The 14,857-nt window shown below is 62.0% G+C and carries 10 protein-coding genes; all 10 read left to right on the plus strand.

Annotated elements, in window-relative coordinates; genetic code table 11:
* Nucleotides 1-14 precede the first annotated feature (14 nt).
* Complete coding sequence (locus OIS50_RS08325) at nucleotides 15-1,679, plus strand: lipopolysaccharide biosynthesis protein (protein ID WP_264693851.1); 1,665 nt, start codon at nucleotides 15-17, stop codon at nucleotides 1,677-1,679.
* On the plus strand, nucleotides 1,676-2,800 hold the full coding sequence (locus tag OIS50_RS08330; RefSeq protein WP_264693852.1) for a glycosyltransferase family 4 protein: 1,125 nt from the start codon (nucleotides 1,676-1,678) through the stop codon (nucleotides 2,798-2,800). The genes OIS50_RS08325 and OIS50_RS08330 overlap by 4 nt, the downstream gene beginning before the upstream one ends.
* A gap of 27 nt (nucleotides 2,801-2,827) precedes the next feature.
* Nucleotides 2,828-4,132 (plus strand): O-antigen ligase family protein, encoded by a 1,305-nt coding sequence (locus OIS50_RS08335; RefSeq protein WP_264693853.1) that lies wholly within the window; start codon nucleotides 2,828-2,830, stop codon nucleotides 4,130-4,132.
* Nucleotides 4,119-5,162, plus strand: coding sequence for a nucleotide-diphospho-sugar transferase (locus OIS50_RS08340; RefSeq protein WP_264693854.1), 1,044 nt, complete (start codon nucleotides 4,119-4,121; stop codon nucleotides 5,160-5,162). Before OIS50_RS08335 ends, OIS50_RS08340 begins: the two co-directional genes overlap by 14 nt.
* Nucleotides 5,163-5,166: 4 nt before the next feature.
* Nucleotides 5,167-6,510 (plus strand): glycosyltransferase family 4 protein, encoded by a 1,344-nt coding sequence (locus OIS50_RS08345; RefSeq protein ID WP_264693855.1) that lies wholly within the window; start codon nucleotides 5,167-5,169, stop codon nucleotides 6,508-6,510.
* Between the two features lie 57 nt (nucleotides 6,511-6,567).
* On the plus strand, nucleotides 6,568-7,407 hold the full coding sequence (locus OIS50_RS08350; protein ID WP_264693856.1) for a glycosyltransferase family 2 protein: 840 nt from the start codon (nucleotides 6,568-6,570) through the stop codon (nucleotides 7,405-7,407).
* Between the two features lie 145 nt (nucleotides 7,408-7,552).
* Entirely contained in the window at nucleotides 7,553-8,755 is a 1,203-nt protein-coding gene (locus OIS50_RS08355) for a hypothetical protein (protein ID WP_264693857.1), read from the plus strand.
* Nucleotides 8,756-9,538: 783 nt separating this feature from the next.
* Complete coding sequence (locus OIS50_RS08360) at nucleotides 9,539-12,436, plus strand: Ig-like domain-containing protein (RefSeq protein WP_264693858.1); 2,898 nt, start codon at nucleotides 9,539-9,541, stop codon at nucleotides 12,434-12,436.
* A 262-nt stretch (nucleotides 12,437-12,698) separates the two neighbouring features.
* Nucleotides 12,699-13,814: a GDP-mannose 4,6-dehydratase gene (gmd, locus tag OIS50_RS08365; RefSeq protein ID WP_264693859.1), complete on the plus strand. Its 1,116-nt coding sequence runs from the start codon at nucleotides 12,699-12,701 to the stop codon at nucleotides 13,812-13,814.
* A 34-nt stretch (nucleotides 13,815-13,848) separates the two neighbouring features.
* Nucleotides 13,849-14,820, plus strand: coding sequence for a GDP-L-fucose synthase family protein (locus OIS50_RS08370; protein ID WP_264693860.1), 972 nt, complete (start codon nucleotides 13,849-13,851; stop codon nucleotides 14,818-14,820).
* The last annotated feature ends 37 nt before the right edge of the window (nucleotides 14,821-14,857 follow it).

The following is a 14,857-nucleotide window of genomic DNA, read 5'->3' on the forward strand; positions in this document are numbered from 1 at the left end:
TTACTGCTTTCTTTATGGCCTCGTCCGCTGCCCCGGCGCGCAGTTTAACTGCCGCCACGGTTCACGGTGTGAAGTGGACCACCGGCGCCTCCATTACCACTGCGCTGCTGCAGGTAGGCTACACCGCCGTAATGGCGCGCCTGCTTACGCCGGCCGAGTTTGGCCTGGTGGCCTTGGCCGGCGTCATTCTCCGGTTCGGCAGCTACTTCGCCCAAATGGGCATGGAGCAGGCCATCATCCAAAAGCCCGACATCACCACCGAGGATGTCCGGGCGGCCTTCACTTCATCGGCCCTGCTGGGGGCGCTGTTTGCGGCCATTCTGGTGGTGGGTGCGCCCTTGGCCATTACCTTTTTCCACGAGCCCAAAGTAGTGCCGGTGGTGCGGGTGCTGGCCCTGGGTCTGCTGCTGACGGGCCTGAATGCCACTGCCCTGAGCTTGCTGCGCCGCCAAATGCGCTTTCAGATTTTGGCCATTATCGAGGTAGCCGCTTACTTGCTGAGCTACGGCGGCATCGGCATCGTAATGGCGTGGGCCGGTTTTGGCGTGTGGGCGCTGGTGGGCGCGCAAGTGGGCCAGCTGCTGCTGCTTACCATTATGGCCTACGCGGCGGCGCGCCACTCCTTGTTGCTGATTTTCCGGTGGGAGGTGTACCGCCCGCTGGTGGCGTACGGCTCGCGCATGTCGGCCATTAGTTTTCTGGAGTTTCTTACCGGCTCGCTCGATACTCTGCTCATCGGCCGGTTGCTGAACGCGGCAGCCCTGGGTCTGTACAGCCGCGCCTGGATGCTCATCGGCCTCCCGATTTACCTGCTCACGAGCAGCATTGCCAAGGTAATCTTCCCATCGTTCAGCCAGCTGCAGCACGACCGCCCCAAGCTGCGCGAGGTGTACCTGAGCAGCATTATGCTGATCGGGGCCGTGGTAATGCCTACCTGCGCCGGCGCGGCCATGGCCGCGCCCGAAATTGTGCTGGTAATGCTGGGCCCGAAATGGCTGGAGGCCGCGCCCATTTTGCAAATGGTGTGCGTCGCGTTTTCGATGAGCATGGTTACCATGTTTGCCGGCGTGGTGTGCGATGCTACGGCCACGCTTTCGCCCAAGCTTGTTCTGAACATCGGCTACACGGCCTTGCTGCCCTTGCTGTTTGTGATGATGGCACCCTACGGCCTGGTGGGCGTGGCCTCGGCCGTGGTAATGGGCGAAGTGGTGCGCACCATCCTGTACATGAGCCTGATGAACCGGGTGCTGGCCGTGACGCCGCTGGCGGTGCTGCGCTCCTACGTGCCCGGCCTCACCATGGCAGCCGTGGTGACGCTGGTGCTGGGCCTGGTGCTGTACGGCCTGCGCACGGCCGGCGCGCCGTTGCCGGTGCGGTTTGGCATGGCCCTGCTCACGGGGGCCGTAACGGCCGGCAGCCTGCTGCTGTTCTGGCCGCCCGAGCCGCTGCGCGCGCTGTTGGCCCGCATCCTGGGCAAGCTTTCGTTGCCTACCTCGGGCTGGGCCGCGGGGCCTGCCGCCTGGCTAATGCAGCGCCTAGGTGCCACCCCTGCCGCCGCTACCGAGGCACCTGCCGATACCGAGGCTACCGCCCCCGCAACTGCTGAGCGCCTAGGTGCCCCGGCCCCCGCGCACCGCCGGGCAGCCCTTTCTCCCGACCCTGAAGCTGAATTGGTATGAGAACCAGAGTTCTATTCGACCATCAGATCTTCACCATCCAGAATTACGGCGGCGTGTCGCGGTACTTCTGGGAGCTGATGCGCAACGCCGGGCCCAAGCTGCAGTGCGAGCTGCCGGTGGTGTTCAGCAACAACCTGTACCTGCGCGACGGGCAACACACCCGCCACCGCACGTTTTTCCCGAACACGAACCTCCCGGGCGGCTGGCGCATCATTAAGGCCTGCAACGACTGGGCCGCGCGCAAAGCCCTGCAGCGGGCCGCGTTTGATGTGTTTCACCCCACGCTGTTCGACGACGACTACTTCCTGGAACGGATGCCGGCGGGCAAGCCCTTCGTCATCACCATCCACGACATGATTCCGTACCTGTATCCGGAGTATTACCCCGATCGGGAACTGAGTCATCTGAAGCGCGTGGCCGACCGCGCCAGCCGCATCATCACGGTTTCAGAAAACACCCGGGCCGATGCCATGCGTTTGCTGGGCCTGCCCGCCGAGCGCGTGGTGGTGATACCGCACGGCACCACCACCACCGAGGCCACCGGCCCCAGGCCGGCGGTGCCGGGGCGCTACGTGCTGTACACCGGCACGCGCGGCATGTACAAAAACTTAGGCTGCTTTCTGGAAGCGGCCAGCCTGCTGCACCGCCAACACCCCGACCTGTATTTCGTATGCGCAGGCGGCGGGCCGTTCAGCTTGCCCGAGCAGGAGCAGTTGCGCACCTTGCACCTCACCGACCGGGTACTGCAGCTGGGCCCGCTTACCGACGCCGAGCTGGCCTACCTCTACCGCGACGCGGCGGCTTTCGTGTTTCCCTCGCACTACGAAGGCTTTGGCCTGCCCATTCTGGAGGCCTTTGCCCACGGCTGCCCGGTGGTGCTGAGCGCGGCCTCGTGCTTTCCGGAGGTTGCCCAGGAGGCGGCGCTTTACTTCCGGCCCGATGCCCCGCAGCAGCTTGCCGAACAGCTGGCGCAGGTGCTTACCGATAAAGCCTTGCGGCGGCGCCTCAGCGAAGCCGGCCAGTTGCGCAGCCAGGACTTTACCTGGGCCCGCACCACGGCCCTGACGCGCCAGCTCTACCGCGACGCTGTAACCGAGCCGCTGGTGCTCGAACTCACCTAACCAACACCTTTTCACCGCTTACCCGCCATGATCATCAGCCTGCGGTTCCGCTTTCTGATTGTACTGCTGGTTGTGCTGCTCACCGACCGCGCCTTTACGGCATTTGCGTTCGAGGATGCCGACGACCCGGTGCTTTGGATGTGCATGCAGCTGCTTACGGCCGGCATGATCGGGCTGAGCGCGCTGTACCTGCGCTACTTCAGCCGCCCGATGCGCACGTGGTATTTCGTGATGCTGGCGTGCCTGGCCGCCTTGGCCCTGGAGTCGCGCATCGGCTGGGATACCTGGATGGTGTACCCGCACGTGTTCAACAAGCTGCTGGTGATTATGCCGCTGTTTGCGGTGTACGGGTTTTACCGCCGCTACGGCATGCCGCCCCTAGGTCTGCTGATGGCCTTTTTGCTGGTGGGGCTGGCGGCCAGCCTGGTTATCAACTTCCCGGAGGCGCTTAGCCTGGCTTCGTTTGTCGATAACGAACGCGGCTTCAACGTGGAGTCGACGTACCTGCTGCTGCTGCTGGCGTTGTACTACTTCAACCAGTACATGGCCAAGGGCGGGCTGCCCAGGTTGCTGGTGTTTTTTGTGGCCCTGGGCATGATTGTGTTCCTGCAGCACCGCACGGTGTGGCTTTGCACCGTGCTGGCCCTCACGCTCAACGTGCTGATGCTGCGCCGCACGGTGGGCGTTACGCTTTCCTTCCAGCGCTTTACGCCGCTGTTTGTGCTGCCCATTGTGGTGGCCCTAGGTGGCGGCATTGGCGTGGTGCTGAACAACCCCGAGGTGCTGGCCCGCCTCGAAACCAGCATCGAGGACATCCAGAACCCCGACAAGCAAGGCACCGGCAGCTGGCGCCTGCAGCAGTTCCGCTCGTACGAGCCCTTTATTCTGGAGCACCCCGTGGCCGGCATGCGCCTGAAGGGGTTTGAGCTGCCCATTCAGTTTTACTCCACCGAATCGAAGCTGAAAGTGTGGAAAGACGGCACCGGCCACCACTTTCACAGCTGGTACGTCGACCGCCTGTTTTACTTCGGCGTTATCGGGGTGCTGCTGGTGCTGGTGGTGCCCGTTAAGCTGATTATCCGAAGGCTGCGCAGCCCCGAGCCGCTCGATGCCAACTCGGCCGCCTTTCTGGCCTTTCTGGGCAGCAGCCTGCTCTACAGCTTCTCCTACGACTGGCCGTATTACATGTACTCCGTTTACGGGTTTGCGCTGGCCATTATGGACCCCTTGCCCGCAGCCGCGCCAGTTAGTTACCAGCCTCGGATGCCGCGCCGTACGCGCCGCCCCGAGGAAGCCATTTCCTCCACCGCCGTAGCTCATGCAGATGCCTGAAAACTACTCCCCCAGCGCGGGCTTTGAGACGCCGGTGCTGCTCCTCATTTTTAACCGCCCCGATACCACGCGCCGCGTGCTGGAGGCCATTCGGCAGGTGCGGCCCACGCGCCTGTACGTGGCCGCCGATGGCCCGCGCCCGCACCGCCCCGCCGACGAGGCCCTGTGCGCCGAAACCCGCGCCCTGGTGCACGAGCTGGTAGACTGGCCCTGCGCGGTGCAAACCCTGTTTCGGGCCAGCAACCTCAACTGCGGCGTGGCGCCGGCTACGGCCATCGACTGGTTTTTTCAGCACGAAGAGGAGGGCATTATCCTGGAAGACGACTGCGTGCCGGCCCGCTCCTTTTTCCCTTTCTGCGCCGAGCTGCTGGCCCGCTACCGCCACGATACCCGCGTGATGCACATCGGCGGCAACAACTTTGCTGCGGAAGCCGCCGAGGTACCCCGACCGGGCACCGAGTCGTACCACTTCTCCAACCAAGTGAACAGTTGGGGCTGGGCCACGTGGCGCCGCGCCTGGCAGCACTTCGATTTTCGGATGCAGCGCCTGCCCGAGCTGGAGGCACAGGGCAAGCTGAAAGGCATTTACAGCTCGTGGCTGGAGGAGCGCTACCGCCTCAGCAAAATCCGCAGCGTGCTCAGCCTGCCGCAGCCGCCCGATGTGTGGGACTACCAGTGGCACTTTGCCATTGCGGCCAACTCGGGCCTGTGCATTGTGCCGGCCGTGAACTTGGTGGGCAACATTGGTTTTGGCGCCCAGGGCACGCACACCATGGATGCTGCCGACAGCCAGGCCGATGTGCCCACCCTGGAGCTGCCGTTTCCGCTGCACCACCCGCACCACGTACTCATCGACCGGCCGCGCGACCGGCGGCGTTTCCAGGAGTTCCTGCAAAGCCGCATCCGGGCCAAGCTGTCCCGTTTGTTTCCGCGCCGCGCCGCCGCGTCGCATGCCGCTCCCACTCCCGCTCCTGCTTCCGTCTTGGCTCCACCCGATGCCGAGCTTCTTTCACCGGCTCCCCAAGCTTAGTCCCATGAAAATCCTGCTCTCAGCCTACGGATGCCAGCCAAACTCGGGTGGCGAAGACAGCCACGGCTTCAATACCCTTTGGGAAACCGCCGCGCTGGGCCATCAGGTGTGGTGCTTTACCACGCCCCTAGGCAAAAACGGCTCCATCGAAAAATACCTGCACGAGCACGCCGACAACCCCATTGCCCAGCGCATACGGGTGGTGAACGTGCACGTGCCCAAGGTTGTGGACTACCTGTACCGCTGGCAGTTTGGCGTGTACGTGCACTACATCTACTGGCAATACCGCGCCTGGCGCAAGGCGCAGGAGCTGGATAAGCAGGTTGAGTTCGACCTGGTGTACCACATCACCTACAACAGCCTGCAAATGGCCTCCTGGATGTGGCGCCTGGGCAAGCCGCTGCTCCTGGGGCCGCTGGGTGGCGGCATGCAGGCGCCGGCCTCGCTGCGCCGCTACCTGCCCGATTGGTTTAAAACCGAAACGATGCGCAACCTCATCAGCAAGCTGCTCATCACCTTCGACCCCAACGTGCGGCAATCGTTGCGCCACGCCAAGCTGGTGCTGGCCGCCAACCGCGAAACCGCCGAGCTGGCCCGCCGCCTAGGTGCCAAACGCGTGGAGCTGGCCATGAGCACCGGGCAGTTTCCGGCGTTTTACCCGGCCGAGTACCCCGTGCGGCCGCAACGCACCAACGGCGAGCTGCGCATTTTGTGGCTGGCCCGTTTGTTTCCGCGCAAAGGCCTGCATTTGGTTATCGAAGCTTTGGGCAAGGTGAATCCGCGCGTCAAGTTTCACCTCGACATTCTGGGCGACGGGCCCGTGGGCCCGCTGCTGCCGGGCTGGATTGCCGCGGCCGGCATCGAGGACAAGGTAACCTGGCACGGGGCCGTGCCCTTTAGTGCCGTGCGGCAGGCTTACCTCGAGCACGACCTGTTTATGCTCTGCAGCCTGCGCGACACCTTCGCCTCGCAGTACCTCGAGTCGATGGCCCTGGGCCTGCCCATTCTCACCCTCGACCACCACGGCGCCACCGATTTCATTCCGGACTATGCGGGCATTAAGGTGCCCGTAACCACCCCCGAGGCCACCGCCGAAGCCCTGGCCCGCCAGGTGGAGTACCTCTACGACCACCCCACCGAGCTGGAGCGCATGGGCCGGGCCAGTTACGCCTATGCCTGCCAGCACACCTGGCCCAAACTGGTGGCGCACCACCTAGGGCGCCTGGCCGCCCTGGAGCCCGCCTTTGCCGAGCTGGCCGAGCCGGTACCGGTTCGGCCAACGCAGCCAGCTGCCGAGCCCGCCACGCCGGCCCCTGCCCTCGAATACTCCGGTGCTGCCCTAGGGTAGTGCCAGGCCCACAACCTCTTCCACTTAAGCTTCTCCACCTTTCTCCTCCCAAGGCTTATGTTGTACATCGTCATTCCGGTATTCAACCGCCTGGCCTATACCCGCGCCTGCCTGCAGTCGTTGCGGCAGCAAACCTCCACCCGTTTCCGCACCATCGTGGTCGACGACGGCTCGACCGACGGCACCAGCGAAGTGCTGGCGCGCGAGTTTCCGGAGGTGGAGGTGCTGCACGGCGACGGCAACCTGTTCTGGACGGCCGGCGTGAACATGGGCATCCGCCGCGCCCTGGAGCACGGCGCCGACCGCGTAATGACGCTCAACAACGACGTAATCTGCGACGCGGCCTTTGTGGAGCGCATGCTGCAGTGGGCCCAAAAGCACCCCGACGCGCTCCTGGGTGCGTTGGAGCTCGATGCCTCCACCACCCAGCCCATTTACGGCGGCGAGGTGTTCAGCTGGCTTACGCACCGCCGCAGCGACTTGCTGGAGGTGCTGAAACCCGAACAGCGCCGCGGCCTGCACCCCGTAACCTACCTGCCCGGCCGGGGGCTGCTTATTCCGGCCCAGGTGTTTGCCAGCATCGGCTTGTTCGATGAGAAGCGCCTGCCCCACTACCTGGCCGATTACGACTTTACGAGCGTGGCGCGCCGCCACGGCTTTCCGGTCTACATCAACTACGATGCGCACCTGCTTACCTACCCCGAGGAAAGCGGGCAGGAAATTACCCGCAAGCAAAAAAGCCTGCGCGGCTACTACGAGCACCTGTTCGGCATCCGGGGCGGCGGCAACCTGCGCAACTTCACCCACTTCGCCCTGAAAAACTGCCCCACGCCGCTGGTGCCGCTGTTTTTGGTTAATGGCTATGCCCGCCGGCTGGTGGGCTATTTCCTGCACTAACCGCGCGCCAAAGGCAGCCCTAGGTGGTGAGGCGGGCAAAAGCATGGGCCAGTGTACCAAGCCCTAGGTGCGGTACGCTGCCAGCGGCGCCGGCAGGTGCCGTTAGCCATTATGTTACCCGCACTTTCACCCACACGCTACCCCTATGCTGCCTTTTCGTCTGATTTGCTGGTCTTTGTTTGGCTCGTGCCTGGCTGTGCCCGCCTCCGAGAAGGCCGGAGTGCCCGGCGCCGAAACGCTGGTTATCAAACGCGGCGGCACTTACACGGGCACGTTCCGCAGCACCAGCCCCGATAAGCCGTGCGTCCGCATCGATACCGACGAGCCCGTGGTGCTGCGCCAATGCCGGCTCGAAGGCCCCGGCCTGCTGATTGATGCCCGCAACGGCGGCGCCCGCCTGACGGTGCAGAACTGCATAGGCGTGGCCCTGGCCCCCACCAACGACGATGAAGCCCCGGGCCGGTTTCTGGAAATTAACGACGCCACCTCGCTTGCGGTAACCAACTGCGAGCTGCGCCAAACCAGCGGCATTGTGGTGTACAAATGGCAGGGCAACGGCTCGGCTGGCCAAACCTTGCGGATTCTTCGCAACAAGGTGTACAACATAACCGGGCGCTACCGCAACGGCGGCGGCCGCAAGGCGCATTTTGTGTTGCTGAATCAGGTGCTTCGGGTGCCCAACGTCGAAATTGCCTGGAACCAGGTCATCAACGAGCCCGATCAGTCGATGGTCGAAGACAACATCAACATCCACAACTCCTCGGGCACGCCCACGAGCCCGATCCGCATCCACAACAACTTTATCCGGGGCGCCTACCCCGTGCCCGCCACCGCCGATACCTTTACCGGCAGTGGCATCACCACCGACGGCGACGGCAGCTCGCCGCTTACCTGCACGGCCTACGTCGAGGCCTTTCAGAACCAGGTGGTATCTACCTGCAACGCGGCCATGAACATTGCCGCCGGGCACCACGTGCGCTATTACCGCAACCGCATGGTAAGCAGCAGCCAGTTGCCCGATGGCCGCGCGCTTAGGGCTACGTATGCGGCCACCTCCGTTTACAACGCCTACAACAAACCGCGCAGCGTGTTCTTTGCCAACAAGGTCGATAACAACATCATCGGGTTTGCCAAGCGCGGCTACAACGTGCCGTTTGCCAACCGCCACGACCTGAGCACCGGCCATTGCCCCACTTGCTTTGCCAACACGCACTTACCCAACCCGATAACCCTCGCCACAGAAAATCGGGAGTGGCAGATTTGGTTGGATAAGCTAAGCCGCTCGGGCACCAAGGTCGGGCCCCAGACCACCGCCAAACCCCCGGCATTGCGCCCCGAACTAGGCTGATTTTTAAGGTTTTTCAACTTTTTTTCGGCAGCACTCCCTTTCGGAGTGCTTTTTTTATGGCCGAGCTTACTTAGAATCGGTCTATCAAAATCTGCGCCTCTTGGGCCATACTCGCTATATCGGTACGGCCAACGCCCCACTGCGCATCTAAATAGTGCAATTCAACTTTATTTTCGACCGCCCTTGGTGTTTACAAAACTTTTATACATTTGCAGTGAACACCGGCACCAGCAATTGCACTTTTAACAGGTAATAGCTGAGTTGAAGACCTGATTAAACGGCGTACACCGTGCATCAGCAGGATTGTACAGCGGGTATTCGGGCGATGGAGGAAGTAGGTGATAAGTGGTTGCCTGCTAAGTACGGAGAGTAGTGAAGTTGGGTTAAAAGCTTTAATTAAAGCTTACTTAGCTTGGTAACGACACAAAGCAAACAAGGCGAAGCCTCTGGGCCCGGAAGCAATAACCTGGTTTGCATTGCGGTCAAAATGGATTTTCTGGTTGAATTCTTTCCTCGTGCGAGGATAATGAATCCGGAAACCGCCAATTGCACATTAAAGATCTGGCGCTCGGAACGAATTGTGACCGACCCAGGTTGAAACCGCAACAATTCCTGCAAAGGACCTTTTTTTCTAACAAAAACAGAATGCAAAAAACCTCTGGATTCCGGCCGCGGTTTGACCGTGAAAACTCTGGTGCACGCTTTCTGCCCTCAGTGGTGCTCGTGCTGTCGATGATTGGCCTGCAGCCTAGCGAATCGCTAGCGCAGGGCCAAGCCCCTAATGTGACGTATTCGGCACCCCTCGTAATTACGCAAGGTGGTACCTACTCTGGTAACTTCAAGAGCACGGACTCCAACACGCCGTGTATCCGAATCCAGACTACCCAACCGGTTACTATCGAGAACTGTATCCTGGCAGGCGCTGGCGACCTGATTGACGCGAAGAACGGCGGTAGCACGCTGATCATCCGCAACAACAAAGGTTACGGCCTGAATCAGAGTGTGGATAACCGCCGCCACGGCCGTTTCGTGGAGGTAAACTCGGGTCGTTCGGTATTGGTTGAAAACAACTATTTCGAACACACCTCAGGTGTTGCAGCTTACCAGTGGAGCGGCGACGGTTCGCCTTCGCAAACCCTCACGGTGCGCCGCAACGTGGCCAAGAACATCGACGGCCGCTTCCGCAACGGCGGTGGCGAGTACGTGCAGTTTCTGGGCCTGAACCAGGTGCGCAACGTGGGCAACATCGAAGTTGCCTGGAACCAGGTGATCAACGAGCCCAACAACTCGCTGGTAGAAGACAACATCAACTTCTACAACTCGGGTGGTGTGTCGGGCAGCCCGGCGCGCGTGCACGACAACTACGTGCAGGGTGCGTACCCCATCCCGGCTACGGCCAGCAAGTTCACGGGCACCGGCATGACCACCGACGGCGACGGTTCGTCGGCCTCGACTACGGCTGCCTTCATCGATGCCTACAACAACCAGTTCATCTCGACGTGTAACGCGGCGATGAACATTGCCTCGGGCCACGATGTACGCTTCCATCACAACCGCATGGTAACGGCCGGCTACCTGCCCGACGGTACCAAGCTGCCCTCGGCCTGGGCTGCTACGGCTATCTTCAACGCCTACCAGCAACCGAGCAACGTATTCTATAATAACCAGACGGACAACAACACCATCGGTTATTACCGCGAAGGCTACAACGTACCGTTCGCCAACCGCCACGACCTGAGCACCGGTGCCTGCAACAACTGCACGAGCACCAACCACCTGCCCAACCCGATTACGGTTGACACGGAGAAAAACGAGTGGACGCTGTGGCAGCAGAAGCTGCAGCAGAACAGCATCACCCTAGGTGTGGGTGGTTCGGGCACCGGCACTTCGCCTACCCCGACTACTCCTACCTCGCCCGCTCCTGCACCAACTCCGGCTCCGGCCCCCACTGAGGGCGGCGGCAACACGGGCAGCACGCCCATGGCCGGCCCCGTAGGCGCTGCTTTCTACCGCGGCATCGATATCAACGGCACGGCCGTAACCCTCGACGGCAACAAGTGGGAAGCTGCTACGGGCGCTGCCAACTTCCAGGTAACGGGTACCAACTTCAGCAACCCTTCGGTTACGCTTTCGCCCAACACCGAGCCTGAGCGCGCCACCATGCTGCGCACCGCTGTAGGCGGGAGCACCGTAGGCGCTACCCTGACGAGCGTGCCCGCTGGCACCTACTCGGTGTACGCCTACATCTGGGAAGACAACGCGCCGGAAACCACCGACATCGTACTGAACGGCCAGACCGTGAAGTCGGGCCTGAGCACCGGCTCGGCTGGCAACTGGCAGCGCGTGGGTCCTTTTAAGGTTGAGGTGAGCAACGGCAGCATTGCCCTGAGCACCACCGGCGGCCACCCCAACCTTTCGGGCATCGAGGTCTGGAAGCACACGGCAGTAGCCAACCAGGCTCCTACGGTTACCCTCTCGGCCTTGGCCAGCCTTACCCTAGGTCAGCCGCTGGCCCTGTCGGCAACGGCAGCCGATGCCGATGGCACCGTGGCTAAGGTTGAGTTCTTCAACGGCACCACCAAGCTGGGCGAAGACACCTCGGCTCCTTACACCCTGAGCTTTACGCCGGCTGCTGCCGGCACGCTGAGCCTGACGGCCCGCGCCACTGACAACGCTGGCGCCACCACCAACTCGGCTGCCGTATCGGTATCGGTACAGGCCGCTCCCACCACGGGCAGCACGCCCATGGCCGGCCCGGCTGATGCTACCTTCTTCCGAGGCATCGACATCAACGGCACGGCCGTAACCCTCGACGGCAACAAGTGGGAAGCTTCGGCTGGCGCTGCTAACCTGCAGGTAACGGGCATGAACTTCTCGAACACGGCTACGGCGCTGAGCCCGGCTACCGACGCTACCCGCGCTGGCATGCTGCAAACGGCCGTAGGCGGCAGCACCGTGGGCGCTACCCTGACGAGCGTGCCCGCCGGCTCTTACTCGGTGTACGCCTACATCTGGGAGGATAACAACGCCGAAACCACCAACATTGTGCTGAACGGCCAAACGGTGAAATCGGGCCACAACACCGGCGGTGCTGGCCAGTGGCAGCGCGTGGGCCCCTTCAAGGTTGAGGTGAGCAACGGCACCATCGCCCTGAGCACTTCGGGCGGCCACCCCAACCTCTCGGGTGTTGAGGTGTGGAAGCACAACACCACCACGGCTCCGGCTGCAACCCGCACGCTGTTCCGCGCCATCAACCTGAACGGCCCGGCCCAAACCATCGACGGCATCAGCTACGAGGACGGCACCACGTTCAAGGACATCACCACCAACGGTGGCAAGCTCTCGACGCAATCGGTAACGCTTAACCCCGCTACCGACGCCGCCCGCGCCCAGATGATCCGCTCGTTTGTATGGAGCAACAACCTGCGCCTGACGGTGAACAACGTACCGAACGGCACCTACGAGGTATCGTACTACGTGTTCGAAGATAACTATGCCCAAACCTACAGCACCACGCTGAATGGCCTGCCCTCGCTGACGAACCACAACAGCGGTGCCCCCGGCACCTGGCGCAAAACTGCTCCGCAGAAGGTTACCGTTACCAACGGCATCATTGAGCTGCGTAGCACCGGCGGCGCCATCAACGTATCGGGCATGGAAATCTACCGCATCACGCAGTAAGCTTCCATCGTCGCATCTCGCTCCACTAAACAAAGCCCGGCAACTGCCGGGCTTTGTTGTTTTACAGCGCGTTAGCTAAGCCCGACCATAAGCATGGTCGGGCTTTTTGCATTCGACGGTGAGCAATGGTACTTTTCTGAATAAAAAATTAATTTTATTTATCGCAACCATTGTTTAAGAGATAAGTAATCCAATTATTTGCCGGCAAAGTTCTAGCAAAAGCTTTGTCATATCTCCACCACCTCTCTTTTGCTCCCCTACCATGAAGCGTGCCCTCATTACCGGCATTACGGGCCAGGACGGCTCGTACCTGGCCGAGCTGCTGCTCAGCAAAGGCTACGAAGTTCACGGCATCAAGCGCCGCTCCTCCCTCTTTAACACCGAACGTATTGACCACCTCTACCAAGACCCCCACGAGCAGGACATCCGCTTTAAGCTGCACTACGGCGATTTGTCGGACTCGACGAACCTGATCCGGATTGTGCAGGAGGTGCAACCCGACGAGATTTACAACCTGGGCGCCATGTCGCACGTGAAGGTGTCCTTCGACACGCCCGAGTACACGGCCGACGTGGACGGGGTGGGCACCTTGCGTTTGCTGGAGGCCATCCGCATCCTGGGCCTGACGGACAAGACGCGCATTTACCAGGCCAGCACCTCGGAGCTTTACGGCCTGGTGCAGGAGGTGCCCCAGCGCGAGACCACGCCCTTCTACCCCCGCTCGCCTTACGCCGTGGCCAAGCTCTACGCCTACTGGATTACGGTGAACTACCGCGAGGCCTACGGCATGTACGCCTGCAACGGCATCCTCTTCAACCACGAGTCGCCCTTGCGCGGTGAAACGTTCGTGACGCGCAAGATTACCCGCGCGGCGGCCCGCATTGCCCTAGGTCTGCAGGACAAACTGTACCTGGGCAACCTCGACGCCAAGCGCGACTGGGGCCACGCCAAGGACTACGTAGAGGCCATGTGGCGCATTTTGCAGCAGGATCAGCCCGAAGACTTCGTTATCGCCACCGGCGTGACCACCACCGTGCGCGACTTCGTGCGCCTGGCTTTCCGCGAGGTGGGCATCGAGCTGACGTTCTTTGGCGAAGGCGCCGAGGAAACCGGCCACGTGGTGGCGTGCCACAACCCCGAGTTTCAGCTGCCCCTAGGTAAGGAGGTCGTGGCCGTCGACCCGGAGTACTTCCGCCCCACCGAGGTAGAACTGCTCATCGGCGATCCTACGAAAGCACAGGAAAAGCTGGGCTGGAAACCGCAGTACGACCTGCCCGCCTTGGTGCAGGACATGATGCACGCCGACTTGGAGCTGTTCCGCCGCGACGCCACCTTGCGCGAGGCCGGCCACAAGGTGCTGAACTACTACGAATCGTAGGCCTGCGCCTGAGTTGCTTTCCACCTCTCCACTTATGGAAAAGAACGCCAAGATTTACGTTGCCGGGCACCGCGGAATGGCGGGCTCGGCAATTGTGCGCCGTTTGCAACAAGCCGGCTACAACAACCTCGTGCTGCGTAGCTCTAAAGAGCTCGACCTGCGCAACCAACCCGCAGTGGCTGCTTTCTTCGCCGAAGAAAAACCCGAGTACGTGGTGCTGGCCGCTGCCAAAGTGGGCGGTATTGTGGCCAACAACACCTACCGCGCCGATTTTCTGTACGACAACCTCATGATTGAGGCCAACGTGCTGGAGCAGGCGCGGGTGCACGGCGTCCAGAAGCTCTTGTACCTGGGCTCGTCGTGCATCTACCCCAAGATGGCCCCGCAGCCCATTAAGGAAGAATACCTGCTGACCGGGCCGCTGGAGCAAACCAACGAGCCCTACGCCATTGCCAAAATTGCGGGCCTGAAGCTCTGCGAAGCCTATTACGACCAGCACGGCTGCCGCTTTATCACGGTGATGCCTACGAACCTGTACGGCCCCGGCGACAACTACCACCCCGAACACTCGCACGTGATGGCGGCGCTGCTGCGCAAAATCGGTGAGGCGGCTGCCCTGGGTTTGCCGCAGGTAGAGGTGTGGGGCACCGGCAAGCCGTACCGCGAATTTTTGCACGTGGATGACCTCGCCGATGCCTGCCTGCACCTGCTGCTGCACTACGACGGCCGCGAGCCCATCAACGTGGGCACCGGCGAAGACCTGACGATCCGTGAGCTGGCCGAAACCATTGCCGAGCTGACGGGCTTCCGGGGCGAGCTGGTGTTCAACACCTCGCGGCCCGATGGCACCCCGCGCAAGCAGCTCGATGTAAGCCGCCTGCACGCGCTGGGCTGGCGCCACCGCATTGAGCTGCGCGATGGCATCCGGCAGGTGCTCGACGCCGCCGAGTGGCAAGCCCATGCCTCCGAAGCGGCCAGGCACACGTTGCAGGCGTTGGCCACCTAGGCGGCCCACCTGCAGGTTATTTACGCAATAAGGCTTT

The organism is Hymenobacter sp. YIM 151858-1 (genome assembly GCF_025979705.1).
In the GTDB taxonomy this organism is placed as follows: Bacteria; Bacteroidota; Bacteroidia; order Cytophagales; family Hymenobacteraceae; genus Solirubrum.